The organism is Brevibacillus composti (genome assembly GCF_016406105.1).
GTDB classification, from domain to species: domain Bacteria; phylum Bacillota; class Bacilli; order Brevibacillales; family Brevibacillaceae; genus Brevibacillus; species Brevibacillus composti.
Genome location: NZ_CP066308.1, coordinates 580,013 through 606,731, shown reverse-complemented (window position 1 = coordinate 606,731; position 26,719 = coordinate 580,013). Strand labels below are relative to the sequence as shown.

21 protein-coding genes are annotated in these 26,719 nt (G+C 57.3%); 2 read left to right on the top strand and 19 right to left on the bottom strand.

Annotation, left to right across the window (positions count from 1 at the left end; translation table 11 throughout):
* Positions 1-49 precede the first annotated feature (49 nt).
* From JD108_RS03225 to JD108_RS03205, 5 genes are all read right to left on the bottom strand, one after another.
* A complete protein-coding gene (locus JD108_RS03225; protein ID WP_198828541.1) occupies positions 50-943 on the bottom strand; it encodes a DMT family transporter in 894 nt (297 codons plus the stop codon).
* A gap of 95 nt (positions 944-1,038) precedes the next feature.
* Complete coding sequence (locus JD108_RS03220) at positions 1,039-2,217, bottom strand: ABC transporter permease (protein WP_198828540.1); 1,179 nt, start codon at positions 2,215-2,217, stop codon at positions 1,039-1,041.
* Positions 2,207-2,944, bottom strand: a complete 738-nt coding sequence (locus JD108_RS03215) for an ABC transporter ATP-binding protein (RefSeq protein ID WP_198828539.1) — start codon at positions 2,942-2,944, stop codon at positions 2,207-2,209. The genes JD108_RS03220 and JD108_RS03215 overlap by 11 nt, the downstream gene beginning before the upstream one ends.
* 224 nt (positions 2,945-3,168) lie before the next feature.
* Complete coding sequence (locus tag JD108_RS03210) at positions 3,169-3,519, bottom strand: hypothetical protein (protein ID WP_198828538.1); 351 nt, start codon at positions 3,517-3,519, stop codon at positions 3,169-3,171.
* A 75-nt stretch (positions 3,520-3,594) separates the two neighbouring features.
* Positions 3,595-4,278, bottom strand: coding sequence for an MOSC domain-containing protein (locus JD108_RS03205; RefSeq protein WP_198828537.1), 684 nt, complete (start codon positions 4,276-4,278; stop codon positions 3,595-3,597).
* A gap of 159 nt (positions 4,279-4,437) precedes the next feature.
* Between JD108_RS03205 and JD108_RS03200 the strand changes: the two genes are divergently transcribed.
* Positions 4,438-6,186, top strand: a complete 1,749-nt coding sequence (locus JD108_RS03200; protein WP_228728287.1) for an RNA polymerase sigma factor — start codon at positions 4,438-4,440, stop codon at positions 6,184-6,186.
* Positions 6,187-6,268: 82 nt separating this feature from the next.
* On the opposite strand, the gene gatB is transcribed toward JD108_RS03200, so the two are convergent.
* The 4 genes from gatB to asd form a co-directional block, all read right to left on the bottom strand.
* A complete protein-coding gene (gene gatB / locus JD108_RS03195) occupies positions 6,269-7,705 on the bottom strand; it encodes an Asp-tRNA(Asn)/Glu-tRNA(Gln) amidotransferase subunit GatB (protein WP_198828535.1) in 1,437 nt (478 codons plus the stop codon).
* 4 nt (positions 7,706-7,709) lie between these two features.
* Entirely contained in the window at positions 7,710-9,182 is a 1,473-nt protein-coding gene (gene gatA / locus JD108_RS03190) for an Asp-tRNA(Asn)/Glu-tRNA(Gln) amidotransferase subunit GatA (RefSeq protein WP_198828534.1), read from the bottom strand.
* A 107-nt stretch (positions 9,183-9,289) separates the two neighbouring features.
* Positions 9,290-9,580: an Asp-tRNA(Asn)/Glu-tRNA(Gln) amidotransferase subunit GatC gene (gatC, locus tag JD108_RS03185; RefSeq protein ID WP_198828533.1), complete on the bottom strand. Its 291-nt coding sequence runs from the start codon at positions 9,578-9,580 to the stop codon at positions 9,290-9,292.
* Between the two features lie 171 nt (positions 9,581-9,751).
* Complete coding sequence (asd, locus tag JD108_RS03180) at positions 9,752-10,591, bottom strand: archaetidylserine decarboxylase (RefSeq protein WP_198828532.1); 840 nt, start codon at positions 10,589-10,591, stop codon at positions 9,752-9,754.
* A 155-nt stretch (positions 10,592-10,746) separates the two neighbouring features.
* Here asd and JD108_RS03175 point away from each other — a divergent pair, with 155 nt between their 5' ends.
* Positions 10,747-11,658: a diguanylate cyclase domain-containing protein gene (locus tag JD108_RS03175; protein ID WP_228728286.1), complete on the top strand. Its 912-nt coding sequence runs from the start codon at positions 10,747-10,749 to the stop codon at positions 11,656-11,658.
* Here the strand turns inward: JD108_RS03175 and JD108_RS03170 are convergent.
* The 10 genes from JD108_RS03170 to JD108_RS03125 form a co-directional block, all read right to left on the bottom strand.
* Positions 11,648-12,613: an MraY family glycosyltransferase gene (locus tag JD108_RS03170; protein WP_228728285.1), complete on the bottom strand. Its 966-nt coding sequence runs from the start codon at positions 12,611-12,613 to the stop codon at positions 11,648-11,650. The genes JD108_RS03175 and JD108_RS03170 overlap by 11 nt on opposite strands.
* A gap of 142 nt (positions 12,614-12,755) precedes the next feature.
* A complete protein-coding gene (gene pruA / locus JD108_RS03165) occupies positions 12,756-14,303 on the bottom strand; it encodes an L-glutamate gamma-semialdehyde dehydrogenase (protein WP_198828531.1) in 1,548 nt (515 codons plus the stop codon).
* An 827-nt stretch (positions 14,304-15,130) separates the two neighbouring features.
* A complete protein-coding gene (locus JD108_RS03160; protein ID WP_228728284.1) occupies positions 15,131-16,201 on the bottom strand; it encodes a CamS family sex pheromone protein in 1,071 nt (356 codons plus the stop codon).
* A 65-nt stretch (positions 16,202-16,266) separates the two neighbouring features.
* A complete protein-coding gene (locus JD108_RS03155; RefSeq protein ID WP_198828529.1) occupies positions 16,267-17,148 on the bottom strand; it encodes a WD40/YVTN/BNR-like repeat-containing protein in 882 nt (293 codons plus the stop codon).
* A gap of 58 nt (positions 17,149-17,206) precedes the next feature.
* On the bottom strand, positions 17,207-19,222 hold the full coding sequence (gene ligA / locus JD108_RS03150; protein ID WP_198828528.1) for an NAD-dependent DNA ligase LigA: 2,016 nt from the start codon (positions 19,220-19,222) through the stop codon (positions 17,207-17,209).
* A 24-nt stretch (positions 19,223-19,246) separates the two neighbouring features.
* Positions 19,247-21,592, bottom strand: a complete 2,346-nt coding sequence (pcrA, locus tag JD108_RS03145) for a DNA helicase PcrA (protein ID WP_198828527.1) — start codon at positions 21,590-21,592, stop codon at positions 19,247-19,249.
* Positions 21,593-21,770: 178 nt separating this feature from the next.
* On the bottom strand, positions 21,771-22,580 hold the full coding sequence (locus JD108_RS03140) for a VanW family protein (protein WP_228728283.1): 810 nt from the start codon (positions 22,578-22,580) through the stop codon (positions 21,771-21,773).
* The gene (locus JD108_RS03135) at positions 22,577-22,807 is read right to left on the bottom strand and encodes a hypothetical protein (RefSeq protein WP_198828525.1); all 231 of its coding nucleotides are present in this window, start codon (positions 22,805-22,807) and stop codon (positions 22,577-22,579) included. Before JD108_RS03135 ends, JD108_RS03140 begins: the two co-directional genes overlap by 4 nt.
* A 198-nt stretch (positions 22,808-23,005) precedes the next feature.
* Positions 23,006-25,060: a CocE/NonD family hydrolase gene (locus JD108_RS03130; protein WP_198828524.1), complete on the bottom strand. Its 2,055-nt coding sequence runs from the start codon at positions 25,058-25,060 to the stop codon at positions 23,006-23,008.
* Positions 25,061-25,104: 44 nt separating this feature from the next.
* Positions 25,105-26,667 (bottom strand): BCCT family transporter, encoded by a 1,563-nt coding sequence (locus tag JD108_RS03125; RefSeq protein WP_198828523.1) that lies wholly within the window; start codon positions 26,665-26,667, stop codon positions 25,105-25,107.
* Positions 26,668-26,719: the final 52 nt, after the last annotated feature.

Below are 26,719 nucleotides of genomic sequence, written 5' to 3'. Positions count from 1 at the left end.
CCAAACAGAGAACGGCTGTGCCCGCTTGAACGAATTTGCGCTCCCCTTCCTACGCCTCCACGGAGTCCTCCGCCTGTTTCCCCTGGCTCCTCACAATCCATACAGCCCCCAGCAGCACCGCACAGCCGCCCAGGAGCTGGAGCATGCCCAATCTCTCCCCGAACAGCAAGGCGGAAAAGCCGATCGTCACCACCGGCTCCAACGTGCTTAATACCGAAGCCCGCGTGGAGCCGATCAGTTGAATGCCCCGGAACAAGCAAGCCATCGCCAGAATCGTGGAAAAGAGAACGATCCCTCCCAGCGCCAGCCAGCCTTGCATGCCGAAGCCGAAGTCAGGACCGCCGTCCCGCAGTGCCAGTCCAAAAGTCGAACAGGCCGCAAACAAAGAGACATAGGCGCTCGTGACATACGGCGAAAGCCCGCTGACGACGCGGTTGCCGACGATGAAGTAGATGGCGTAAAACGCCGCCGCGGCGAGAGCCAGAACAACGCCGAGCGGCTGCACCCCGTCGAACGAGAGGCCCAGCACCATCACCAGCCCCGCCAGCGACAGCAGAATCGCCCCGATCGTCTGCTTTCGCAGCGCCTCTTTATTGACGAAATAATTGAGCACGGTCACATAGACGGGAAACGTGTACAAGAGCAGTCCCGCCAGCGAGGCCGGAATGTATTGCACGGACGAGAAAAAGGAGAGAGACTGGAGCGTATACAAGACTCCGCCCAGGCAAAAGAGCGCAATCCCCTGCTTTTTCGTAATGCCCAGCGGTTCTCGTTTCAGAGCCATCCAGCCAAAGAAGAGCAGCGCCGCCAGCAGGAAGCGCAGAAACAACAGCGTGGAGACAGAGGCCCCTGCTCCGTAAGCGTATATCGCAAAAATAGACATGACGCCAAAGCCCGCTGCCGATAAAAACACGTAGAGCACCCCGGTATAGAGCTTGTTCATGGAAAAATCACCATCCTCTGGTACGATCTCGATCATCGCCCTGCCGTTTGCATGTCAATCTCATGCATGCAGGACATTGTCAGAACCACTGATCCCTACCCTTTGATCACGGCCCCTTCCCGGCGAAACAGCTTGGCGGACAACACCAGAATGCCGATCACATACAAGAGCGAGGTGCCCAGCCCCACACAGACATGCCAGGGTTGGATCGCCCCGTAAAACACCTCTTTGCACAAAGCGACACCGTTGAAGACGGGAATAAAATAATACCAATCGGGGATGTCCGTGGGATTGAGCGGCATCATCATGTAGGAGGGAATCATCGCCAGGACGACCACGCCTGTCATGTAGGTCTGCCCTTCCTTGAACGATTTGGCGACGGTGCTAAGCGTCAGCTCCAGCCCGGCGAACATCGCCGCCAGCAGGAGGATCGTCCCGGCCAGGACGATGAGCGAGCCCGGCTCCAGGATTCGCAGCGAAACCCCCGCCGCCTCCGCAAACGGCCCCATCCGATAGACAAACGACAGGGACAAGAGGGAAGCCGTCGCGCTGATACAGCTGATCACCATGACGGTCATCAGCTTGGCCGTCAGCAGTTGATTGGCGGAGATCGGCGCCGAGAGCAGCGATTCCAGCGTCCCCCGCTCCTTTTCACCTGCTACCAGATCGGTTGCCACGGCGATGCCGCCGGAAGCGAGCGACAGGACCAGCATCAACGGGATGATGCTGGCCAGCATGCCGCCCGTCTGCCGATCCTTTGACGCCGTATTGTCGAAGACCGTCTCGATCGGATAGATCGCCCGCGGGGACAAGCCCGCCTGGCGCAGCCGATTATTGACGATCTCGCTGCTGTACGCTGCAACCGCTTCTTCGATCACAGATTTGGCGTACACCGATTTCTGATTGGTGGAATCATAGGCCACTTGTACCTTTGCCGTGCCCCCGGCCTTCAACTGCTGGTCGAAGCCCGCGGGGATGGTGATAATCGCCCGCAGCTTCCCCTGCTCCAGCTCGCTTTCCGGCTGTGCAGCGGCGATCAGCTCGACGCCAGGCATCTTTTTCAGGTAGTCGATGAGGAGGGACTGGCCGCTGACCGCGATCGGTATATATGCGCGAGCTTCCTTTTCCACATGGGTGTAGGACATGGTCAATAAAAAAAAGACAAACGGAATAATGACAATCGGTATGAGGAATGTCCCGACCAAGGTCTTGCGGTCCCGCAGCAAATCGGTCAGCTCTTTGCGAAATACCGTCCAGACGATGTTATGCCCCACCGCCTCCTCCTCCTTCCACCATCGTCATGAAGATGTCATCCAGGTCGCTCATGCCGACCTTCCGGCGCAAATCCCCGACCGTCCCTGCGTAGCTGAGCTCTCCTTTGTGCATGATGGCGATCCGGTTGCACAGACGCTCGATTTCCCCCATATTGTGACTGGAAAAAAGGATCGTCTTTCCCTCCTCCTGCAGCCTGGCCACCATCCGGCGAAACAGGTTGGCTGCGGTTACATCCAAACCGGTCGTCGGCTCATCCAGCAGGATGACATCCGGGTCATGCACCAGTGTCCGGGCGATAGCCACCTTTTGCCTCATTCCCCGGGAAAATCCGCCGACCCTGCGATCCATGTATTCGCACATGTCCAGCATCTCGCTGAGCTGCTGGATCCGCCGCTCCAGCTCACCGTCGCGCAGACCGTAGAGCTTGCCAAAATAGGCGATATTCTCGCGGGCCGTCAATCTGCTGTATAGGCCGACATCTCCGCCGAACAGGATGCCGATTCGGCGGCGCACCTCTACCGGCTCCCTCTGTACGGAAAACCCGCGAATCCGGATGTCTCCCGATGTCGGCTGAAGGATGGTGGCCATCATCCGCATCGTCGTCGTTTTGCCTGCTCCGTTTTCTCCGACGAGGCCGTATACCTCGCCTTCTTCGACAAAAAAGGAAACATCCTCGACTGCCGTCAGCTTGCCGAAGCGCTTGCTGACCCGCTCAACTTCAATCATGGGCATCCCTCTCTTTATTCCTTAAAAAAGGCTTCACACTATGAAGCCCTCCTGATAGGCTATGCAACTTGTGGACCTGACTTCACTCTATCTTGGCGACCGGCCGCCACATTGCGCATAGAAAGAAAGATCTCGCTCCCGAAAGAGGAGATCCGTCCCGTATCGTCTATCTGCCCGAGATCGAATCAGAATCTTCCGAATCCTTTCGCCAGCTCTCTCCCCTGCTAGGATAGGGAGAGGTGCGGATATTTGGCTTTCAGTTGACCCAGTGAGAAGCCGTCAAACAATTTGACGAAGTCTTCCGTATCGTTGATGTAATGGCGATTTTCCCGCGTCTCGCCATGATGCTCCAGATAGAGCAGCCCCACCAGGCGATTGACCGGCACTCCTTCTGCTTCCTGATCGTAGATGCCCTCACTCGCCAGCACTTTTTCAAAATAGCGGACGTAGGTGACGGTCACTGTCTTTTGCTGCCCCTCTTTTTCATAGGTAACCAGCGAACGCTCAAACGTATCAGCCGGAGAACCACCCTTGCTCGGCGGCACGCTCTCCCCTGCTACGGACAGGATTTTCATGCTGATCAAAACCCCCTCTATACAATCTCCCTTCCATTATAGGGGAGCATTTCCATTCTTACAAACGAAACCGCCTCATCCGTTGAGACGCCGTGCCGGGTCCGTCTCTTCCCCCTGCAGGCGCTTCTGAAAGGTATGGCGCCAGTTGGCTGACAGCTCGGCTACCGCCAGGATGCCCTTCACCGCCTCCAGATCACCCTTGTCATGATGCATGATGCGATTCGCCTCGGCCACGGTGATGCCGGCGGCGTGGCGCTCGATCAGGGTCAACTCGCTGTCCGGCGACACATTCCCCTCCTGCAGGACGCGGAAGTAATAGCCGGTATAGCCCTTCTCCTGTACCCACAATGCCATCTCGGGCAGATCGTAGCGCTTCGCCAGCTTGTGGCAGGGCTGTCTGGGCTGGCTGACTTGCACAACGGCGTCCCCCAGCTGATAGATGTCGCCGATGCACACGTCTCTTTCGAGCAGGCCTGCAGTGGTGAGATTTTCACCGAAAGCCGCCGGCGGGAGCTTTCGATTCAGCCGCTCCTCCCAGTAGGCATAATGCTCGTGCGGGTATACGCAGACCGCTTTGTCCGGTCCGCCGTGGTGGACGAGATCCGCTTGACCGTCCCCGCTCAGATTCACATGGGAGAGATAAAGCGTCTCTGTCGTCGGCTGTTTGAAAATGCCTGTTTCCAATTCTTTTCCCCGGTAAGAAAAACGGACAGGCTTCCCTACGTTCAGTGAAACCAATCTGATTGGCGCATGACCCATATGGCAGTTTCCCTCCAGTTTCCTTCTATGACGAATTCTTCTACAATCATGTCAGATGGAAAAGCCGAAGTAAATGAAAAAAAAGTGTCTGTATCATGTCAGAATCGTGAGCGGTTGCCAGTCTATGTCATAGGTCAATCTGCAAAAGAGGTGTGTTCATTGCTGGATAAGTTCGTCCCGACAAAAGATGTGACAGAAGAGCAGGAAGATTGGCGATTGGTTGAAAAGGCGCGCACCGGAGACAGGGAAGCGTTTGGCGAATTGGTCAGGCGGCATCGGGCCAAGGTGTATGGATATGCCCGTTCTTTTGCCCCGGAGCCGTTTATGGCGGAGGATATTGTGCAGGAGGCGCTGATCCGAGCCTTTCTCCACCTTGGCACCCTGGTGGACAGCCGGCGTTTTTTGCCCTGGCTGCACCGGATCGTGCGCAATCAGGCGTATACGCGGCTGAAGGCTGCCCCTTTTGCCATGGAACAGGTCTTTTCCAGCTGGAGCGCGACGGGTGACGCCGAAGCGGACACCGACTGGGAGAGTCTCGACAGCATCCTCTACCGGCTGGGCAAACAGCAGGCACGGGCCGGGAGCGAGGAGTTCGCGTCGCCGGAAGAAGCCCTGATGCGCCGGGAGCTGCTGGAGACGATTACGCAGATGCTTCGCTGCCTGAATCCGAGGGAGCGGAAAATCGTCGAGTCTCATTTCTTCGATCACCTGTCGCCGCAAGAAATCGCCGAACTGTTCCGCATGTCGCAACCCAACGTCTATCAGATTCTCTCGCGTTCACGCAAAAAATTGGGGCAAGAGAGGATTCGTCTCGCGGTTGACCACTACATCTGCAACCGAAAGGATGAGGGATTGATGAAACAAGTGACGCTCAAAAAGCCGGAAGCCTTTTCCCAGCCTGTATGGACCACGGCCGCTGTGGCGATGTACGGACTGACCGAGTATACACAGCGCCGTTTTTCCATGCCGATGGTGATGGGCTTGACCGGCCATGCGTTTCGGATCAGCGTCGTTCCGGGCGATGTGCACATCGCAGGGCCGACCATGTTCGATTTTGCCCGATTGCTGCCGGAAGGGATGCGCAATCTCGGCTACGAGACCAAGGTGGTCAGCCAGTTTACGAGGGCAGAGCACGGTCCCAATGCCAACCAGGTCGCCCCGACTCTGCTTGCTCCGGGCGCGCGTGAAAAGAGAAAGCTGCCGGACAAACTGCCGGAAGCGCTGTCGCTGATCCACGAGGCAATCGACCGCGGGCAGGCGGTGCTCTGCTGGGATCTGTTTATCCCTGAATTCGGCCTGATCTACGGCTATGACACCGAAAAGCGCGAATTCCAGGCGGGAGACAACTGTGGGCATGACAAGCCGATTTCTTACGAACACCTCGGTCGCGGTCTCTTGGAGGATCTATTCGTCATGGCCATCGAGAAGCCGTTGGAGACAGATCAAAAAAGCATGCTGACGGGCGCACTCCAGACAATCCTGAAACATTACCGCGCGGAGGCGGAGGAAGCCGACTGTTCGTCCTGCGCCTACGGGCTGGCTGCGTACGATGCCTGGCGCCAGGCTTTTGAGCAAAAAAGCGTCGAACCAAACGGAAATGCCTACACGACCGCAGTCGCTCAGGATGCCCGCCGCCATGCTTCCCTGTTCTGGACAGAGATCGCCGAGACCTGGACAGACGCCTCCTTCGACTCGATCCGCCCGCTGGTGCGAGAGTCATCCCGGCTGTACGAGCAAATCGCCGATGAATTTGCCCTCCTGGCGAAGATGTTCCCCTTCCCCGCCGGCGGCCAGCCCAATGATCCGCCCCACGCCCAGGAAGCGATCGCGGCGATTGGCCGGATTCAGGAGAAAGAGCGAGACGCAGTCGCCTTGCTGGAAGAGATGCAAAAGAAGCTGCTGGCCTGAGGAGAAATGCCGCATCGCCGGGATTTGCCAAACAGAAAGCCCGCCTGCCAAATCATTTGGCAGCGCGGGCTCTTTTCATTTCTTAGAGGTTTTTCAATACGTCTTGAAGCAGCTTGTTTACCATCGGCGGGTTGGCCTTTCCGCGCGTCTGCTTCATCACCTGTCCGACGAAGAAGCCAATCGCCTTGTCGTTGCCGGCTTTGTAGTCAGCCACAGCTTGCGGGCTGTTGCTCACGACTTCCTGAACGATCTGAAGCAGAGCGCCCTCATCGCTGATCTGGACGAGGCCCTGCTCCTCTACGATCTTCTGCGGCTCCTTGCCGGTCTCCACCATCTCCTTGAAGACGGTTTTGGCGATCTTGGAGGAAATCGTGCCGTTCTCGATCAGCTTGATCATCTCGCCGAGACCGTGCGGCGTGATTTTTACATCCGCCAGCGTCAGGTTGCCGGCATTGAGATAGCCGAGCAGCTCGACCATCAGCCAGTTAGCCGCTGCTTTTGGATCGGCGCCTGTTTTGACCGTCTCGTCGAAGAAATCGGCGGTGTCTTTGGAGATGGTGATGACGCCCGCATCGCTCTCCGGCAGGCCGTATTCATTCACATAGCGGGCCCGGCGCGCATCCGGCAGCTCCGGAATCGATGCGCGGACAGCTTCGATCCACTCCTCGGATATTTGCATCCGCACCAGGTCCGGATCCGGGAAGTAGCGGTAGTCATGGGCTTCTTCCTTGGAGCGCATGGAAATGGTCTTTTTGTTGTTCTCATCCCAGCGGCGGGTTTCCTGCACGATTTTGCCGCCGGAGGTGACCACTTCCTTCTGCCGCTCCACTTCATACTCCAGGGCGACCTGCACGTTGCGGAAGGAGTTCATGTTTTTCAGCTCGGTTTTGGTGCCGAACTCCGCTTGTCCTACGGGACGGATCGAGACGTTGGCATCGCAGCGCAGCGATCCTTGCTCCATGCGGACGTCGGATACGCCTGTGTACTGGATGATCGCCTTCAGCTTTTCCAGATACGCTCTGGCCTCTTCAGGCGAGCGCAGGTCCGGCTCGGAGACGATCTCGATCAGGGGCACGCCGACCCGGTTGAAGTCTACCAGGGAGTCGCCGCCAAAATCGCTGTGCGTCAGCTTGCCCGCATCCTCCTCCAGATGCAGACGGGTGATGCCGATGCGCTTGGTGACGCCGTTTACCTCGATATCGATCCAGCCGTTGTAGCCGATCGGCTGGTCGTACTGAGAGATTTGATACGCTTTGGGGGAATCGGGATAAAAGTAGTTTTTCCGGTCGAACTTGGTCTCGCGGGAAATTTCGCAGTTCAGCGCGAGCGCGGCTTTCATCGCGAATTCTACGGCCTGTTTGTTGGTCACAGGCAAAACGCCCGGATGCCCCAGACAAATCGGGCAGGTATGCGTATTCGGCGGCGCTCCGAACTCCGTCGGGCAACCGCAGAAGATTTTGCTATTCGTCGCCAGCTCGGCGTGAACTTCCAGGCCGATGACGGTTTCAAACTGGCTCATGCTCTTACCCCCTCACCCATTCCGGCTTGCGCTCGGAAAATCCGGCCGCCTGCTCATACGCATGGGCGACACGCAACACCGTGGATTCGTCAAACGCCTTCCCGACGATTTGCAGACCGATCGGCATGCCGTTTGCGGCAAAACCGCAAGGCACGCTGATGGCAGGCAGACCCGCCAGGTTCACCGGGACCGTGCAAATGTCCTCCAGGTACATTTTCACCGGATCATCCGTATTCTGCCCGATCTTGAAGGCCGTGGTCGGGGTGGTCGGATGCAGGATGACATCGAAGTTCGCAAAGACGTCATTGAAGTCCTGAATGATCAGCGTGCGGACCTGCTGCGCTTTTTTGTAGTAGGCATCGTAATAGCCGGACGACAGCGCGTAGGTGCCCAGCATGATGCGGCGCTTGACCTCTGGACCGAAGCCTTGGCTGCGGGACTCCTTGTACATCTCGATCAGATTGGCCGCATTGTCGGCGCGCACACCGTAGCGGACCCCGTCAAAGCGGGCCAGATTGGAGGACGCCTCCGAAGACGCCAGCAGGTAGTAGGCCGGCACGGCATATTCTGTATGCGGCATGGAGACCTCGCTCCAGGTAGCTCCCATGCTCTCCAGCTGTTTCAGCGCAGCCAGCACGGCATCGCGCACCTCGCTGTCGATGCCCTCGCCGATCAGCTCTTTGGGGACGCCAATGCGAAGCCCCTTCACGTCGCCTGTCAGGGCGGACAGGTAATCCGGCACCTCGACATTGGCAGACGTGGAGTCGTACTCGTCATAGCCGGCGATCGCCTGCAGCACATAGGCGGCGTCCTCCACATTTTTCGTGATCGGACCGATCTGGTCCAGCGAGGAGGCAAACGCCACCAGGCCAAAGCGGGATACGCGGCCATAGGTCGGCTTCAAGCCCACGACGCCGCAAAAAGCGGCCGGCTGACGGATCGATCCGCCGGTGTCCGAGCCGAGCGTAAAAAAGAAGTGACGGGACGCCATCGCAGCAGCGGAACCGCCGCTGGAACCGCCCGGCACATACTCCGTATTCCACGGGTTTTTGGTCGGGAAAAATCCGGAATTCTCATTGGAGCCGCCCATGGCGAACTCGTCCATGTTCAGCTTGGCGACGACGACCGCATCCGCTTCCTTCAGCTTTGCCGAGACAGTCGCATCGTAGATCGGATCGTAGTTGCTCAAGAATTTGCTTGCGCAGGTCGTGCGGATCCCATGAGTGACGATATTGTCCTTGAGGCCGACAGGCAGTCCGTACAACAGCCCCAATTCCTCGCCCGCCGCGGCCAGACGCTCGTCCAGCTCCTTTGCTTTGGAAAGCGCCCCTTCTTCATCCACATGCAGGACGGATTTGATCTCCTCGTCACGCTCCTTGATGCTGGTGATGGATGCTTGCACCAGATCGGATACGGACAGCTCTTTTTTGCGCAGCGCGCCATGTATTTCCGATAATCGCTTGTCAAATAGCGACACGTAGGTGTCCTCCCTTCCTCTGCTTCCGCTTCTTGCAAAATGAGCACGCTCTCCTTGCTCTCCTTCCCACAACGAGAGCAGCGCCCCAATTCAAATGGCCCGATCCCTTATTCAAAAACGGCAGGCACCTTAAACTGTCCTTCGTCGTGCTCAGGCGCATTTTTCAGCGCTTCTTCATTAGAGAGGCTCGGACGATTTGCGTCTTCGCGCATCACGTTCTTCACGTCGGTTGCGTGGCTCGTCGGAGCGACATGGGACGTATCCAGCTCGCTCAGTTTGGCGGCGAATTGCAGGATCGCATTCAAATCCTTGGTGTAGCGCTCCGCTTCCTCTTCGGTCAGCTGCAAGCGAGCCAGGTCGGCGACATGCTCCACTTCCTTGCGGGTAATTCCACTCATGCTTCCACCTCCGAATCTATCACATAATTTTGATCTTACTTGAAAAGAACCAGTTCAGTCAATTTTCACGAGGATTTCTACCCGAATAAACAAAGATCTTGATTGGCCAAGATTTTTCGATAGGTTTCGCCGCATGAAAAAGAGAGGCTCCTCGCCCCTCTGGTACATTTCCTATTTGACTTGCGCCAGCTTTTGGCCCATCAATACCGAACTGCCAATCTTGACATCCTCGGCCCACTCCAGCTGCTTGGATTCGAACAATAAGATCACCGTCGATCCAAACTCGAACCAGCCCAGTTCGTCCCCCTTTTGATAGTAGGGGGTTCCAGGGATGCTCTCGCTCATCCTGCGGCCCCGCTTTACATTGGTCGTCGCCCGGTTGTACATCACTTTGACGCTGCCGACAAACAGCGCGCCTACCTTTACGACAGCGACACAGCCCAGCTCCTTGGTTTCGACCTGCGTCACAAGCCGCTCATTGCGGGCGAACAGCTTATCGACGTTCTCGATGCCCAGTTGATTGACGGGGTACAGTCTCCCCGGTACGTAGGTGTATCGGGTCAGCCTTCCCTCCACCGGCATGTGAATCCGGTGGTAATCGCGGGGACTTAAATAAATCGTGATAAATTTCCCCCCGTAGAACCGCTGTGCGATTTCCTCGTTCTCTCCCAAGAGATCCGTCAGGCTGTACTGTTTGCCTTTGGCCTGAATCAGCGTACCCTCATGGATATCTCCCATTTGCGATACGGTGCCGTCGACGGGACTTGCGACCACATCATCGCCGGGAGCGATCGGGCGTACGCCCGGTTTCAATCTGCGGGCAAAGAACTCCTTGAGCGTGCGGTATTCACGAACAGGCTTTTCAATGATCGTAGGGTCGATGTTGTAGTGGCGAATATAATGGCGGATCGCAAGCCGGCTGAATCGAGACGCCGTGATCTTGCCCATGGTGCGGGACATCACGTTCTGCGGCAGACGATGAATCAATCCGGGAAGGAGTTTCTTGTTCATAAACATCCCCTTGTTCTTTCCGTTCAAAATCTACCCATACTGTACCATCTTCTGGTGCCGACAGTAAACCCCACTCCGACCATGGTCTCATCATTTTCTTGCTCATCATTTGCTATACTAAGAAGGTCATACCAGCATGACTAACAGGAGAGACCATGATGAGACCGTTCGATGTCGAGAACCTGATCAATAAATACGGAGATGTCGTATCCTCCTTTTTTCAATATATGCCCGATATGGTCTTTCTCATGTCGGTTGAGGAAGGTACACGTTTTCGCTATGTCCTGATGAACCCATCCGCCATGCAAGCATCCGGACTTACAGAAGCAGCTTACGGCAAGCTGATCGAGGAAGTGAATCTCCCGGAAAAAGCGGAGAACCTCAATAGCATGTACCGAAAAGCTATCAAGGAAGGCAAACCCTGTTACCACACCAATTACGGCGAAGTGATCGGGGAATCCCTGCTGACGCCAATCTACAACAGCGAGGGTGTCTGTACGCATGTCCTGACGGTGGCTCGCGACATCACCGAACGGAAGCTGCTGGAAGACAAGCTCGAATACCTGGCGTACCACGACGTTCTGACAGGACTGCCCAACCGGCGGCTGCTGCAGGATCGGATGAAGCAGGCGATGTCCCAGGCGAGGCGGACAGGCTCTCTGGCGGCTGTCCTCTACCTGGATTGCGACTATTTTAAGGATATCAACGATACGTGGGGGCATGAAGTGGGAGATGAGTTCCTCCGCAGCCTGGCCAAGCGGCTCTCCTCCTGTGTGCGGGATAACGATACCGTGGCCAGGCTGGGTGGAGATGAGTTCGTGCTGCTGCTCACCGCGCTGGAGTCACCCGAGGAAGCCTCCAAGGTGGCCAAGCGCGTGCTTGCGACTCTGCAAAAGCCGTGGGAGATCGGACAACACCATTTTAGCCTGACGATGAGCATCGGCATTGCCCTCTATCCAAAAGACGGTGCGGATTCCGCCTCTCTGCTGCGAAACGCCGATGCCGCCCTGTACCAATCCAAAAAGTCCGGCCGCAATCAATACCGCTTTTACTCGCCTACGGAATAATCCAAAAAAACAGCAGGAGAGACAGCGCAGAGAAGAAAAAGCTGACCAGATACAAAATGACGACGGTTTGCCTGGCGGTCAAGCCCCGCGACATCAACCGGTGATGAACATGGCGGCGGTCAGCCTGGTACATCGGCGAGCCGGCCAGCATCCTGCTGATCATCACCTGGAGCGTGTCCATCACGGGCAGGCCCAATGCGAGGACGGTTACCACCAGGGTTATCAGGGTAGCCCCCTTCATCGCTCCCTCCAGCGAGACAAGCGCGAGGGCATATCCGAGAAACATGGAGCCCATGTCCCCCATAAACACCTCCGCCGGAAAAAAGTTAAACCGCAAGAACGCCAGTGCAGCTCCGGCCAGTACGATGGCGATCAGGGCGGTCAGTCCCTGTCCTTTTACGTACGCCAGGAAAAACAGGGTGATCGCGGAAAAGACGGTTGCCCCCGCAGCAAGTCCGTCCACGCCATCCAAAAAATTGATCATATTGATCAGGCCGGCGATCCAGATAATCGTCGCCAAGCATGATAGCCAGTCGGGGAAGAGATAATAGTCCCCGCCGTCCCCACCCAGCCACGACAACCCGATCCCGCGAAAACGAAATCCGCATGCAAACGCAAGGAGACCCGCCAGTATCTGCATCAACAGCTTGGGAAGGACCGGAAAGTCTTTTTTCCTCGCTTTGAAAGCATCGTCCGCCCAGCCGACCGCCATCAAAAGCAAGCTCCCCCCCAGCAAAACAGCCACCAATTTTTGCACCCCTGCAAAGAAAATAGACACGACGGCCACACCCGCGAACATAGCCAGTCCGCCGGAGAGAGGCATCGGCCTCGCATGCCCCTTCCTTCCTCTGGGGACATCCAGCAGCTTGGTTTTCCACGCCAGCCTCCTCGCTGCCGGCATAAAGAGCAAGACGAGAAAAAAAGCCGATAAACCCGGCACCAAATAGGAGAGCATCCCTCTCACCCGCCTTTGACTGCTTTTCTATAGTGTGAACAATAGCGGGGAGAAAATCGCGGATCGTGCACCTTGCAGCCGAAGGTAAAAAAAGCCACCTGGAATCCAGGCGGCTTTTTCTGTCTTACTGTTGTGCAGTGGCTTACAGTTTTTCAGAAACCAGTTTTGCTTGGGTGAACAGCAGCAGATAGTCTGGTCCGCCCGCTTTGGAGTCGGTACCGGACATGTTAAAGCCGCCGAACGGATGGACGCCGACCAGAGCGCCTGTACATTTGCGGTTGAAGTACAGGTTGCCCACGTGGAATTCCATGCGCGCCTTTTCCAGATGCGCACGGTTGCGGCTGAATACGGAACCGGTCAAGCCGTACTCCGTGTTGTTGGCAATTTCCAGTGCATGATCGAAGTCTTTGGCTTTGCAGAAACCGACGACAGGGCCAAAGATTTCTTCTTGCATCAGGCGAGCTTGCGGGTCCAGATCAGCAAATACAGTCGGCATGACGTAGTAGCCATTGTCCGGGCCTTTTTCGCCGCCAACCATCAGCTTGCCTTCTTTCTTTCCGATCTCGATGTATTCGAGAATTTTCTTTTGCGCTTTATCGTCAACGACAGGACCTGTGTAGAATTCCGGATTCACCACATCGCCCACGGTCAGCTGCTTGGTCAGTTCTACTACGCGGTTCAGCACTTGATCGTACACATCCTGGTGAACGATCGCACGGGAGCAAGCGGAGCATTTTTGACCGGAGAAGCCGAATGCGGAAGCCACGATCGCTTGCGCAGCCGCTTCCAGATCGCAGTCATTGTCGACGATGATGGAGTCTTTTCCGCCCATCTCGGCAACCAGGCGCTTCATCCATTTTTGGCCCGGACGATGCTTGGCAGCCAGCTCATTGATGCGCAGGCCCACATCGCGGGAACCGGTGAAGCTGATGAAGCGGGTTTGCGTATGCTCAACCAGGTAGTCCCCGATTTCGCCGCCGGAGCCTGGCACGAAGTTGACGACGCCTGCTGGTACACCCGCGTCTTCCAGGATTTCCATGAATTTCGCAGCGATGACCGGCGTGGTGGAAGCAGGCTTCAGTACTACGGTATTCCCTGCCACCAGCGCCGCAGTAGTCATCCCGACCATGATCGCGAGCGGGAAGTTCCACGGAGGAATCACGACGCCTACGCCCAGCGGAACATAGTACAGCTCATTGTCCTCGTCCGGGATGCGCGTCAGCGGATGGCGATCTGCCAATTTGTCCATCTGACGGCCGTAGTATTCCATGAAGTCGATTGCTTCTGCCGTATCGGCATCCGCTTCGGACCAGCTTTTTCCTGCTTCTTTTACCAGCCAAGCCGAGAATTCATGCTTGCGGCGGCGCAGGATGGCAGCCGCTTTGTAGAGATAGCGGGAACGAGCCTGCGGCGGCACTGCTTTCCAGGTCTCAAAGGTTTGCGCAGCAGCTTGGATCGCCTTTTCGGCCAGATCCTTGTCAGCCTGCGAAACAATCCCGACCACTTGCTCGATATTGGAAGGATTGATGGAGCGGGATTTCTTCTCGGTTTTGATGCGTTCGCCACCGATGATGAGATCGTATTCGCGTCCCAGTTCGCTCTCTACTTTGGCAAGAGCTTCTTCAAACGCTTTTCTATTCTCCGGCAAGCTAAAATTGGTAAATGGTTCGTTTTTGAATTCCACTTGCATGTGGCAAAACCTCCCTATCGTTTTCTTCCATACTTCTCATCCAAATTTATATGCAAGGATCATACCAATTTGGCTGGATGGCAGGGATTCTTGTTCCCGGGTTAGTGTTTGCATTTTTCGCGGAAAACAACAGCATTTCATTGGGGTGTGTATTTTGGACACTTTTGTTTATCGATGCGCAAAACTTGAACGAAAGTGTCTAACTTGATTATGGAATCGAGGTACGGGGCCGCGGGGGGAAGAATCATGTTTCCCTGCTCTGCTCCGGGCTCCACCTGCGAAGAAGCGGGGACTGTCCGCTCCGGAGCGATTCGCGGGGGTACGCAAAAGCCGTATCGCTCCGCTGTCCATTCAGAGGTTGCGCCCCTGTATCCCGCGAATCACTCCTCCGCTGGGCAGGCTTCACAGTCGCGCCGCAGGGAAACATGATTCTTCGCGGAGCCGTTGCTGGAAAGATTCGTTCTCCGTGGCTGTTGGCAATCACGGTTTTTATCCCGTATTTAGAATATGGGTTAGGCGCTTTGTCCCGTGGAAGAAGCATGTTCCCATGCGCAGCGACTTTGCGGAGCCCTACTCAGCTCCGCAGCGGTTTGCGGGAAAAAGGGCTGCAACGTGGGATGACCTCGAAGCCGATCTCCTTTTGCAGACCCCCGCAAACCGCTGCGGAGCGGCCAGTCAATCACCCTGGCAGGGCGGAGAACGGAGCTTAGCATGGGAACATGCTTCTTCCTGGCCCCAGCCCCTTTCCCCCACCCTCTTGTTAAAAAGGAGAAACGCCCTGTCAAACAAACTACACCGTTGCCTGACAGGACGTTCTCTTATACGAGCTATTTTCTGTAAATGTGCATATACGGCTCGCCATTAGCCGGGCGGATGTAGATGCCGAGCGGCTGATTGATGGTCTGTACGTAGAGATTGACATGGACGCTTTTTTCAAAGGCCTGTTCGATCCCGGCGGCGGCAAATTGCGTAAACTGCAGCACTTCCGTGCGGGAATCGTATTCGGCGGTCGCCGTGATCGTCATCTCCGTCAGCTTGCCTCCCATAAAGCGGCCCACTCCGGTGATGCCGATGTATTCCTTGAAGGCGGATTGGATATGCCGCTTCAGCTTGTCATACTGCAAGGATTGCTGCGGGTAGGCTTTCTCTGCTTCTCCGCTGGGGAACAGGAAAAACGCTTCATCGATCGGCACCCATTTGGAAACCGACGCTTCATTCGCATTGACCGTCCCGGACATGATAAAGCGGCCCGGCACGAGCGAAGAGTTGGGCTCCGGCACCTGGTACAGCGCCACGACGATGGGAACCTCCGTCGAGTTGGCCCGAACCGATTGCACGATTTTGGCGGCCAGCTGCTGGCCCTTGGCACGCAGCTCGTCGATGGTGTAGATCTTATTCTGTCCGGTCGCGTCCTGATACTCCGGCGTCAGCGAGAGGCCCAGCACCATCCCGGCGAGCTGCTGATCGTCTTTTCGCAGATAATCATGCTCCAGGACGTGCACGAGGCTGCTCGTCTTTTGCTTGCCGTTGGGGGCACCCGCTTTTTCCTCGGCAATCCAGTCCCGCACCTGGTCGCGCGTGATCAGCTGTCCCTCTTGAAACAGATAGTCGGCCGTCGGAAACGTCTCTCGCGCAATTTCCATCAGCCCCAGCTCCAAATGGCTGAAATCGATGCGGTAGCCCATTGAGGAGAGCATGCCGCGAGTCTGGTTTTGCTGGTACGGCTGTATGCTCCCGTAGTAGTCCTCCGATACCTCGACGACCGGCGACAGGGAAGGAATGGCGGGCTGTGTTTCGCCCTCCCCTTTTCCCCCCGGCAAAAGGGAGCAGCCGGCCGAAGCCACCGCCAGAGCCACTGTCAGCGGAATCACGTATTTCCATTGTTTTGCGTTCATCATCCATACTCCTTACAAGGTTGAAGGCACTGGGCTTTGCCATCAGGCGAGACAGCCCCTCGATTTCCTTAATTCCACTTCATCCACTTATCGCCTGAGAGGGCGTACACAAAGGCCGATTCGCCGATGCCCACCCATTTGTAGTCACCGGCGCCCGGAGCGATCACGATCAGCTTTTCCGGGGCTTTCGCGCGTAGCTCCTGCCACTCGCCATCCACCTTTTCCAAAATCCCCTGATCGGTCGCAACCGCCAATACACCGTTGGCCCGGTCCACGGTCAGCGAGTACACCTGCTGGCCGTGCGGCACCGCTTCGGTCTTCCATTGCCCCTCCTCATGATACAGGAGGCTAAACTGGGCCGCGACGTACAGACGATGCTCTACGGGGTCGTAGTCCATCGCGTAGACCTCCTGATCGAGCGGCAGCCACAGCTTCCACTCCTTGCCCGCATTGGAAGACTGATAGATCCCTTCCCCTGCTACAAACGCGAACAGACGGAGCTGTTCGCCCTCGCGAATCCCTGCAAAGCTGCGGATTTCAGCAGGTTGAGGCAGGCCTTTTCCCAGCCGGATCCACTTCTTTCCGCCGTCCTTGGAGGAGATGACGCCGCTTTGGCCTGCCGCAAAAATATGTTCCGGATTGTCCGGATCGACGAACCAGCCTGTCACGTCTTCCCGCTCCAGCTCCGGGGAGAGCGCGCCCCACAATCCTCCCCCGGCAGAGCTGTACAGCCCGGCATGTGTCCCTACCCAGATACGCTGGGCATCTGGCGTCATCGACAGATTGTGGACGACCTCCCCTTTTTGGAGAACATCCTGGTAGGTCAGATCACCCGGCGTAGCCGCAGCCGTGACCGGAGGCGGAACAGATGTGTTCCGCCCGCTTTCGCCGCACCCTGCCAAGAGCGCCCAGGTCATCATGATCATTCCCCATTGCAGCAAGCTTCTCATGCCCACTACACCCCTTCCCGTTCTCTTCCAAAGCCGGTTCAAGCCGTCTCTATTCTCTCTACTCCTGCTGCTCAAGCAATTGGCGAAAGCCTTCCTCATCCATGACGGCGACGCCCAGCTTCTCTGCTTTCTCCAGTTTGGAGCCTGCCTTTTCACCGGCGATGACGAGATCCGTTTTCTTGCTCACGCTGCCCGTCACTTTCCCCCCGAGCCGGGCGATGGCCTCTTCTGCCTCCGTCCTGGTCATCGTGGTCAGGGTGCCCGTGAGGACGATCGTCTTGCCGGAGAGCGGCAAATCGGCTCCACTCTCTACTCGAATGCCTTTATAACGCATATTGACGCCGGCGGCCTTCAGCCGCTCGATCACCGCTTGGGCCTGCGGCTGCTCGAAGTAGTTGACGATGCTGCTCGCCATCTTGGGCCCGATCTCGTCGATCTGCGTCAATTCTTCTTCTTTTGCTTGCATGATCGCGTCCATCTCGCCAAAATGCTCGGCGAGCACGCGCGCCGCCTTGGCCCCCACGAGCCGGATGCCAAGTCCAAACAACAGCTTCTCCAGGGAGTTCTCCTTGCTCGCTTCGATCGCGGCCAGGAGGTTGTCAACCGATTTTTCTCCCATGCGCTCCATCCCGAGCAGGATATCGCGCTGCTCATGCAGGTAGTACAGGTCAGCCACGCTGCGGATGATTTCGAATTGAAAGAGCTGGGCCACGACCTTTTCACCCAGGCCTTCGATATTCATCGCCCCGCGGGAGACAAAGTGAATGATCCCCTCGCGGATTTGGGCCGGACACATCGGATTGATGCAGCGAAGCGCTACCTCTTCGTCGAGGCGCACCAGCTCGCTGCCGCACTCTGGACAGTGTGTGGGCATCGCAAACGGCGTCTCGCTTCCGTCGCGCCGCTCCGGCAGGACTGCCACGATCTCGGGAATGATGTCTCCCGCTTTTCTGACCATGACGTGGTCGCCGATCATAATGCCTTTTTCCCGTATCATGTCTTCATTGTGAAGCGATGCCCGTTTGACGGTCGTCCCCGCCAGGCTGACCGGGTCCAGGATCGCCGTCGGCGTCACCGTGCCGGTGCGCCCCACGGACACTTCGATGCCGCGCAGCACCGTCACCGCTTCCTCTGCCGGAAACTTGTACGCCACCGCCCAGCGCGGGCTTTTGGCCGTAAAGCCCAGTTCCGCCTGCTGGCTGTAGCTGTCCACTTTGATGACGATGCCGTCGATGTCATAGGAGAGCTGCGGACGCTTCTCCACCCAACTGTTTACGAAGGAAATCACGTCCTCGATGCTGTCGAACGTCCGCCGCTCCTGATTAACCTTGAAGCCGAGCGACTCCAGCAGCTCCAGTCCTTCGCTGTGCGATTCCACAGCGATACCCTGCAGGTCGCCGATTGCGTAGATAAAGGTATCCAACTGGCGGGACGCGGCGATCTTGGGATCGAGCTGGCGCAGCGAGCCTGCGGCGGAGTTACGCGGGTTGGCAAACAGAGCCTCCCCCCGCTCTTCCCGCTCCTTGTTCAGTTTCTCAAAAGCAGGACGCGGCATGTACGCCTCTCCGCGCACTTCCAGCGTGAGCGGACGCTTCAGCCGGAGCGGAATGGAGCGGATCGTCCGCAGGTTTTGCGTGATGTCCTCGCCGACCTGTCCATCGCCCCGCGTCGCCCCTCTCACGAATATTCCGTTCTCATAGTGAAGGGAAATGGCCAAACCGTCAATCTTTAATTCGCAGACATAGCGCACTTCCTGATTGCCGACAGCCTGACGCACGCGCCGGTCAAAATCGCGCAGCTCTTCCTCGCCGAAGGCATTGCCCAGGCTGAGCATCGGCGTATGGTGGACCACCTTTTCAAACGCAGCCAAAGGGGCCCCGCCCACCCGCTGCGTCGGCGAATCGGGCGTGACCATGTCAGGAAAAAGATCCTCCAGATTTTGCAGCTCCCGCATGAGCTGATCGTACTCCTGGTCGGTAATTTCCGGACGGTCTTCTATATAATAGAGACGGTTGTGATGCTCGATTTGTTCCCGCAGTTCACTGATTCTGGCTTCTGCCGTCAATCGATCCATATCGTTCATCCTTTGCTATTCAGGTTATCCCCGCTCGATCGGAGCAAATTTGGCGAGCAGCTTCTTGATCCCGGTCGGGCTCGGAAAAGCGATGTCCAACTCTGTATCGTCCCCGGAGCCTTTTACCTTGACGACCGTACCGACTCCCCACTTGCCATGCTTCACCTTGTCTCCTACCTTCCAGTCGATGCCGGCACCGCCGCCGTGACCTTGCAGCTTGGCTGGAGCCGTCTGGGCCGGACGGGAAAAGGGAGAGGCCCCCGACGAGCCTGCAGCGACTGGGCGCTCGCCAAAAGCGGATCGGCCACTGCCCGCAGATTGGGCTCCGCCATAGGAGCGGCCAAAGCCATCCCGCTGGCCGTAGCCCCGCGCTCCAAAGGAGGCGCCCCCCTGCATCCCGCCGGAATCTTGGACCAGATTGCCCTCCAGCAGCTCGGCCGGAATCTCTTTCAGGAAGCGCGAGGGCGCATTCACATTGGTCCGCCCAAACAAGGTGCGCATCCGCGCTGAAGTGAGGTAGAGCCGTTCTTCGGCGCGTGTAATCCCCACGTAGGCGAGCCGCCGCTCCTCTTCCATCTCGGTGTTGTCAAACAAAGAACGGCTGTGCGGAAAGACGCCTTCCTCCATGCCGGCCAGAAAGACGACCGGGAACTCCAGCCCCTTGGCGCTGTGCAGCGTCATCAGGACGACCTGCCCCTCTGCCGATATCTCTTCCTCGGTCTGTCCGTCATCCGTCAGGGTGTCAATGTCGGCCACCAGCGCGAGATCGGTCAGGAAGGCCAGCAGGCTCTTGTCCTCGTTCTTCCGCTCGAACTCCTGGGTAACGGACAAAAGCTCCTCGATGTTTTCCAGGCGAGCTGCCGATTCCAGCGTCTTCTCTTCCTTCAGCATCTCGCGGTATCCGGTGCGCTTCAATACTTCCTCTACCAGCTCCGTCACCGAGAGATAGTCGGTCATCTGCATCAAATTGCTGATCAGATCGTGAAAGCCGAGGATGGCATTCGTCGTCCGGGCGGGCAAGCCCATGAATCCGGCTTCCTGAACGGCCCCGTAGAGGGTTTTCCCGTGCGCCAGCGCGTAGGCTTGCAGCTTTTCTACGGTAGTATCTCCGATATTGCGCTTGGGCACATTGATAATCCGGGTCAGGCTGATGTCGTCATCGGGATTGGAGATCACCCTGAGATAGGCCAGGATGTCCTTGATCTCTTTGCGATCGTAGAACTTCGTGCCGCCCACGATGGTATACGGAATATTGGACTTGATGAACACTTCCTCGATCACGCGGGACTGCGCATTCGTCCGGTAGAGGACGGCGAATTTGTCGTACCGCTTGTAGGCGGCCATTTGCTGGCGGATCGTCTCGACGATGAAGTACGCTTCGTCATGCTCGGAATCAGCCAGAAAACAGGTAATTTTCTCGCCGCCCGGATTCTCGGTCCAGAGCTTTTTCTCCTTGCGCATGACATTGTTCTGGATCACCTGATTGGCAGCCTGCAGAATCGTCTTCGTGGAGCGGTAATTCTGCTCCAGCTTGATGAGCTTGGCCTCCGGGTAGTCCTTTTCAAAGTTCAAGATAATCGAAATATCGGCTCCGCGCCATTTGTAGATGCTCTGGTCGGCATCGCCCACGCAGCAGACGTTGCGAGACCGGTCGGCCAGCATCGAGATCAGCATGTACTGGGCGCGGTTGGTGTCCTGATACTCGTCTACGTGGATGTAGCGGAATTTTTTCTGGTAGTATTCGAGCACTTCCGGCACTTCCTTAAACAGCCGGACGGTGGTCATGATCAGATCGTCAAAGTCAAGCGACTGGTTGTTCCGCAGCTTCTTCTGGTACAGCTCATACACTTTGGCGACCACCATGGAAAAGGCGTCGCCTGCGGTCTGTCCGTAGCGGAGCGGGTCGATCAATTCGTTTTTGGCACCGCTGATCGCAGCCAAAAGTCCGCGCGGCTCGTACTGCTTGGGATCGATGTTCAGCTCCTTCAAGCACTGCTTGACGACGGAGAGCTGATCCCCCGCATCCAGAATGGAAAAGCTCCGGTTAATCCCCAGACGGTCGATGTCTTTGCGCAGGATGCGGACACAGAGCGAGTGGAACGTGGAAATCCAGGCATCCTCCGCCGCTCGGCCGATGATGGCGGCCACGCGATTCTGCATCTCACGGGCAGCTTTGTTGGTAAAGGTAATCGCCAGGATGCTCCAGGGCGCCACCCGCTTTTCCTGGATCAGATAGGCGATCCGCTGGGTCAGCACCTTGGTCTTGCCGCTGCCGGCTCCGGCGAGGATCAGGACCGGCCCTTCCGTGGTGAGAACGGCTTCCCGCTGCTGCGGATTCAGTCCGGCTAAAATGCGATCAACTGTAGACATATGTAAACTTCCACCTTTCCTGCCTCTCAAAAAACGCTCCCGAACGAAAGCATATGTTCCTATTTTCTCACAGATCGCGGGAGAGTGCCAGTGCAAGCCGGTGTCTCAGAACTGGCAAACCAAGTAAACGATTGGCTGCAGGAGCCGGGTGGAAAAAGCAGAACGCCAACACAAAACCTTACTGCTGCGAACTGCCCGGCAAAAGCGGCTCATACATCATATAGGCGTGGTTTTCCGTGATAAACTCATCCCCGATATACGCGCCCTCCAGATCGTAGACGCGGCGGTACAGCAGATTGTGCCGCTCGTAGCCGCCCCATATCGCCGGGGTGATCCAATGCTCTTTTTCATAGACCTCGTAGCGTCTCGTCGGCGGAAGCTCCGCTCGCCACTCTCCGACGAGGTCGCTGTCCGTCAGCCAGAGACATAGCTGAAACGCCTGGTTCGTCCGATTGGCGATCTGCAGATCGAGGTAGTTGTAAAAGCAGGTGGCCCCGCTGCCAAAGGGCTGTGTCCGCCGCGAGTCCGGAAAGACGTCGTAGCTGTGCCGGTGGCGCTCTGTCACCGTCAGCGGCGTAAACAGCGTCATCCAGTAGATCAGGTTGGAGAGCTGACAGAGTCCGCCGCCGACGCCGGAGAGCACCCTCCCGTGCGAGAGCAGCATGCCTTCCAGGTATCCCTTTCGCCGGGTCGGCTTCCCGATCAGCTTCCAGTAGGAAAAGGTCTCCCCCGGACGAATCACGATGCCGTTGATCCGCTCGATAGCCAGCCGCAGATTGGTTACCTTGTTGTGCTGCATCCACATCTCCACATCTTTCAGCTGGCGCAGCAGCGGCGTCTGGTGCCGCTTGTGAAGATGCGGCAGCGGACTTGCGCTGCGCACGCTGGCAAAATGTCTTCCATTGACCACCCAGCTCGCGTACCGCTTCATGCGGTAATAGCTGATGCCCGCCGCCAGCCGCAAGCGTCCGCGCTTGATCGGTTTCACTTCCCTCTCCTCCTCCATGCCAGCCATCCCCCTGCGATGATCGCGGAAAGGATGAGTTTCACGACCGGATCGCTTTGCAACCCTTCCTTTATCAGCGCCGCCGCTTTTTGCCCGAACGTTGCGTCTTCCACAAAGTCGATGGTCACTCCCCAGCCGAACATGACGGGGATACTCGCCAGGACGTAAGTCAAAACGCTTATACTGAAAAAGACGAAAATGGCTTGCACAGGGTCACCCTCCTTTTCCACGCCAAAACATGTCAGTTCATCCCAGATTACCATATAACAAGCAAACAGGGAGTATGAGCCTTTTACCATCCGTGCGTCCTGCCCCAATAAAAAAGGCTGCCGATTCGTATCGACAGCCGTAATCCAGCCATAAGCGGAGGAGTCATACCCCGCTCCGCTTCTTCGCTTCTATTTCCTTTATACATGATCCCGCGGAATTTCACGCGTCCATGTCTTGGTAAAGACCTGGGTCTCTCCCTCGTATGCGGTCAGCTCATTTTTCAGATAAAACTGCTTCGCATCGGCCGACATGGTGCTGACGCTCTCCAGCCGCGTCTGCCACTCGCCGCGTCCGACGTGGAGCGTCCATTCGCAGCGGACCTGCGCGGACAGCGGATTGCCCTCCTCGATCGTGTAGATATTGCGGTTCACGCTGCCGTACTCGATGCCATTCGGCAGCAGGCGTCGCGCTCCCTCATCGGAGTAATCCTCCAGCGTCCAGACCCCGTTGATCAGGTCATGTCTCACCTCGCGAGTCCGTCTCTCCTCTCGCAAAATCTCCCGCTCCATCACAGCAGCTGTCTCCGGCATTCCGAAATCGGGCAGCTCGTCGTCGATGGCCTGCGGCGGCCGCACCGGCAGCGTCAGACGGGTCTTTTCTCCGGTGTACACCGTCAGCGTCACCGGTTCGGGAGACGGCCAGGCATGCGGCCAATAATTCGGCGAGAGAGCGACCTGCCAGCGATGGCCGGCGGGCAAGACGTGGCCAACCGCATTGAGGCGAACGCTTACCGTGTAACGCTCTCCCACCGCGAGAGGCGCCGGATGCTCGTGACTTTCGCGATGCGTCAGGTTCAGCATCCCCCAGCTTACCAGCGTCGAGGCTCCGTCCGGTGCGACGTCGCAGAGACGCACGGCCAACAGCGCGTTTGGACGATCCGCGGAAAGCTCTACCGTCACTTCGGGAAAGCCGAGAATTTCTACCGGTTCCTCCAGCGGCTCCGAAGTAAAGCAGACAGCCAGCCCATTCTCCAAGCGCTGATCCGATGCCAGATCGCCCGGCTGGCCGAACGGGCAGAAGACACCCGCATACAGGCCGTGTGCCTGCATGCTCGGCACGGCCACCTCCCGCTCGGAGGCAGGCGCTTTGCCAGAGAGGCTCTGATTTTCACCCAGCCACATATCGGTCGGCTGGATCGCCGGGGACGGCCAGGCGGTTTCGGCTACCCAGCGGCCCGGCCGCTCCGCATAATCCACCTGCGGCGGCACGCTATCCTGCATCCACGCCCGCAGCATCGGCTCCTCCATGATCCCGGTGTCGATGCCTTTCAGCCAATGATCCCACCAGCGGAGACATTCCTGCAAAAAGCCGATCGCCGGCCCTGGCACCGCTACCTCCGGGTACTCGTGGGCCCACGGTCCGATCAGACCCTTGCGCGGACCGGGCAAGCCCTCCAGCAAGCGCAGGATCGCATTGGTATAGCCGTCCGCCCAGCCGCCTACGGCAAAGACGGGAATTTCGATGTCGGCGTAGTTTTCGCACACGGAGCCGTGCTTCCAGTAGGCATCGCGCCGCTGATGGCTCATCCACTCCTCGACGAAAGGCGGCGTCTTCTCCAGCCGCTGCAGCCACGTCGACCGCCACTCGTCCCCGACGATCCGCGGATCAGCCGGACGCGCATTGTAGACCAGCATCGTGGAGGCCCACCAGAGCATGTCGGAAGCCAGCACGCAGCCCCCCAGATAATGGACATCATCCGCATAGCGGTCATCCGTCGAGCAGAGCGTAATGATCGTCTTCAGGGCAGGAGGACGGCGCGCCGCCACCTGCAGTCCGTTGAAGCCGCCCCATGACTTCCCGATCATCCCGACCGCGCCGGTGCACCAGGGCTGGGACGCGATCCATTCGATCACTTCAATCGCATCGTCCTGCTCCTGCGGCAGATACTCATCGTAGAGGATGCCGTCCGAATCGCCGCACCCCCGCATGTCGACGCGGATGCTGGCGTAGCCGTGACCCGCAAAATACGGGTGGCGAATCGAATCGCGCAGCGCGGTAAAGTCATTCTTGCGATAAGGGATGTACTCCAGGATCGCGGGCACCGGACTTTCGCCGGCATCCTCCGGGAGCCAGATGCGGGCAGCCAGCCGGGTCCCGTCGGACATCGGTATCCAGACGTGCTCTATCTCGCGAACCTTCCGTGGAAATTCGGTTTTGATCGACCGCTGTGACTCTCGAACATTAAAAACCAAGATGCATCCTCCTCATTCCTCATCAAACTTATGCGTGTATGCAATTACGAACTCTGTTTTTGACGCGATTCTTCATCTGCGACCACGAGGCTCTCCGACACCAGATGGGCCTGGTCCTTTTTCAGCCATTTGATCAGCGACATGGCCAGCAGCACATACATGATGATCACCGGTACAGATACGATGACAGTCGAGGTTTGGACGACCTGCAAGCCCCCGATCAAGAGGAGCGAGACGGCCAGCACGGCCTGCACCACACCCCACAGCAGCCTGTGCCAGCGGGCCGGTTCTTCTCTGCCCTTCAGTTCCTTGGTTGCGATGGCGGACAGGATATAGGTAGCGGAGTCGAGCGACGTCGCCAGGAAGATAAAGCCGAGCACCAGGAAAAACGGCAATACGATGTAGCTGAGCGGCAGAGATTTCAGAATGGCTACGACCGCAGCCTGTCCGCCCTGGTCATTGAGAATGTCCGAAACCGGCAGAATGCTGTTCATTTCCAGATGCAAGGCATAGCTGCCAAACACCGCGAAGTAGAGCCAGCCGCCCAAGGAGCCCCAGAGCAAAATGCCTCCGATCAGCTCGCGGATGGTGCGGCCCCGGGAAATCCGCGCCACAAACAGACCCATGAACGGAGAAGTCGCAGCGAACCATGCCCAGTAGAAGACTGTCCAGGATTGCGGGAAGCCGCCTTTTTCAATCGGATCGGTAAAGAAGCTCATCCGCGCGAAGTTTTGCAGCATCATGCCGAAGCTGTTGGTGAAATTGGACAAAATGAACAGCGTCGGCCCTACCAAAAAGGCGAAGATGACCAGTGCCAGCGCCATGTACACATTGAAGTCGCTCAGCTTTTGAATGCCTTTGTACAAGCCCATGTACGCGCTGGCGCAGTAGAGAATCGTCCAGATCACAATGATGATGATGCTCAGGAAAAGTCCTTGCTCGATTCCAAAAACTTCTCCAATAACCGAAGAGATCATCGGGACTCCCAGGCCAAGCGAGGTGCCCAGGCCGCCCACCAAACTCCAGATGACCAGGATGTCGATTACTTTCCCCAGCCAGCCGTCGGCGTGCTTGCCCAGCACACCGCTGCACGCGGTGCTGATTTTCAGCGATGGCTGTTTCCGCACGAAGAACGAATAGGCAATCGTGACCGTAGGAAGTGCATACAAAGCCCAGGCTGACAAGCCCCAGTGGAACATGCCATAGGTCAATGCCCACTCGGCGGCCTCAGGCGATTTCGGCTCAATGCCAAACGGCGGTCCGGCGTAGTAGTAAATCGGCTCCATCATGGACCAGTACATGATGCTGGTCCCCATCCCGGCACAAAACAGCATGGCGCCCCAGCTGAAGTTGGAGAACTCCGGCTGGTCGCCGGGTCCGCCGAGCTTGATCTTGCCATAGCGGCCAAATCCCAGCCAGATCAGGATGGCAAAGATGCCCGCCGTGAGGAACTGAAAGGCCCAGTCCAGCTTGTAGGTTATCGAGGTCAAGAGCTCACCCAGCACCGGCTCAATCGTTTGATGGTTGACGCCCAGATAAGCAGTGACAATCAATATAACTGCTAATGATGGCCAAAAAATCCATGGATCAATCTGCGGTTTGTTCATTCGGTTACCCCCAAAGATCGAAAATTTAAAAGTATTTAAAAAATAATCGTGA

Bases quoted from the DNA above. Each gene is read 5' to 3' on its own strand.
- JD108_RS03225 (WP_198828541.1), bottom strand. From the start codon at position 943: ATGAACAAGCTCTATACCGGGGTGCTCTACGTGTTTTTATCGGCAGCG.
- JD108_RS03215 (WP_198828539.1), bottom strand. From the start codon at position 2,944: ATGATTGAAGTTGAGCGGGTCAGCAAGCGCTTCGGCAAGCTGACGGCA.
- JD108_RS03210 (WP_198828538.1), bottom strand. From the start codon at position 3,519: ATGAAAATCCTGTCCGTAGCAGGGGAGAGCGTGCCGCCGAGCAAGGGT.
- JD108_RS03205 (WP_198828537.1), bottom strand. From the start codon at position 4,278: ATGGGTCATGCGCCAATCAGATTGGTTTCACTGAACGTAGGGAAGCCT.
- gatB (WP_198828535.1), bottom strand. From the start codon at position 7,705: ATGAGCCAGTTTGAAACCGTCATCGGCCTGGAAGTTCACGCCGAGCTG.
- gatC (WP_198828533.1), bottom strand. From the start codon at position 9,580: ATGAGTGGAATTACCCGCAAGGAAGTGGAGCATGTCGCCGACCTGGCT.
- asd (WP_198828532.1), bottom strand. From the start codon at position 10,591: ATGAACAAGAAACTCCTTCCCGGATTGATTCATCGTCTGCCGCAGAAC.
- JD108_RS03175 (WP_228728286.1), top strand. From the start codon at position 10,747: ATGATGAGACCGTTCGATGTCGAGAACCTGATCAATAAATACGGAGAT.
- JD108_RS03170 (WP_228728285.1), bottom strand. From the start codon at position 12,613: ATGCTCTCCTATTTGGTGCCGGGTTTATCGGCTTTTTTTCTCGTCTTG.
- pruA (WP_198828531.1), bottom strand. From the start codon at position 14,303: ATGCAAGTGGAATTCAAAAACGAACCATTTACCAATTTTAGCTTGCCG.
- JD108_RS03160 (WP_228728284.1), bottom strand. From the start codon at position 16,201: ATGATGAACGCAAAACAATGGAAATACGTGATTCCGCTGACAGTGGCT.
- JD108_RS03155 (WP_198828529.1), bottom strand. From the start codon at position 17,148: ATGAGAAGCTTGCTGCAATGGGGAATGATCATGATGACCTGGGCGCTC.
- ligA (WP_198828528.1), bottom strand. From the start codon at position 19,222: ATGGATCGATTGACGGCAGAAGCCAGAATCAGTGAACTGCGGGAACAA.
- pcrA (WP_198828527.1), bottom strand. From the start codon at position 21,592: ATGTCTACAGTTGATCGCATTTTAGCCGGACTGAATCCGCAGCAGCGG.
- JD108_RS03125 (WP_198828523.1), bottom strand. From the start codon at position 26,667: ATGAACAAACCGCAGATTGATCCATGGATTTTTTGGCCATCATTAGCA.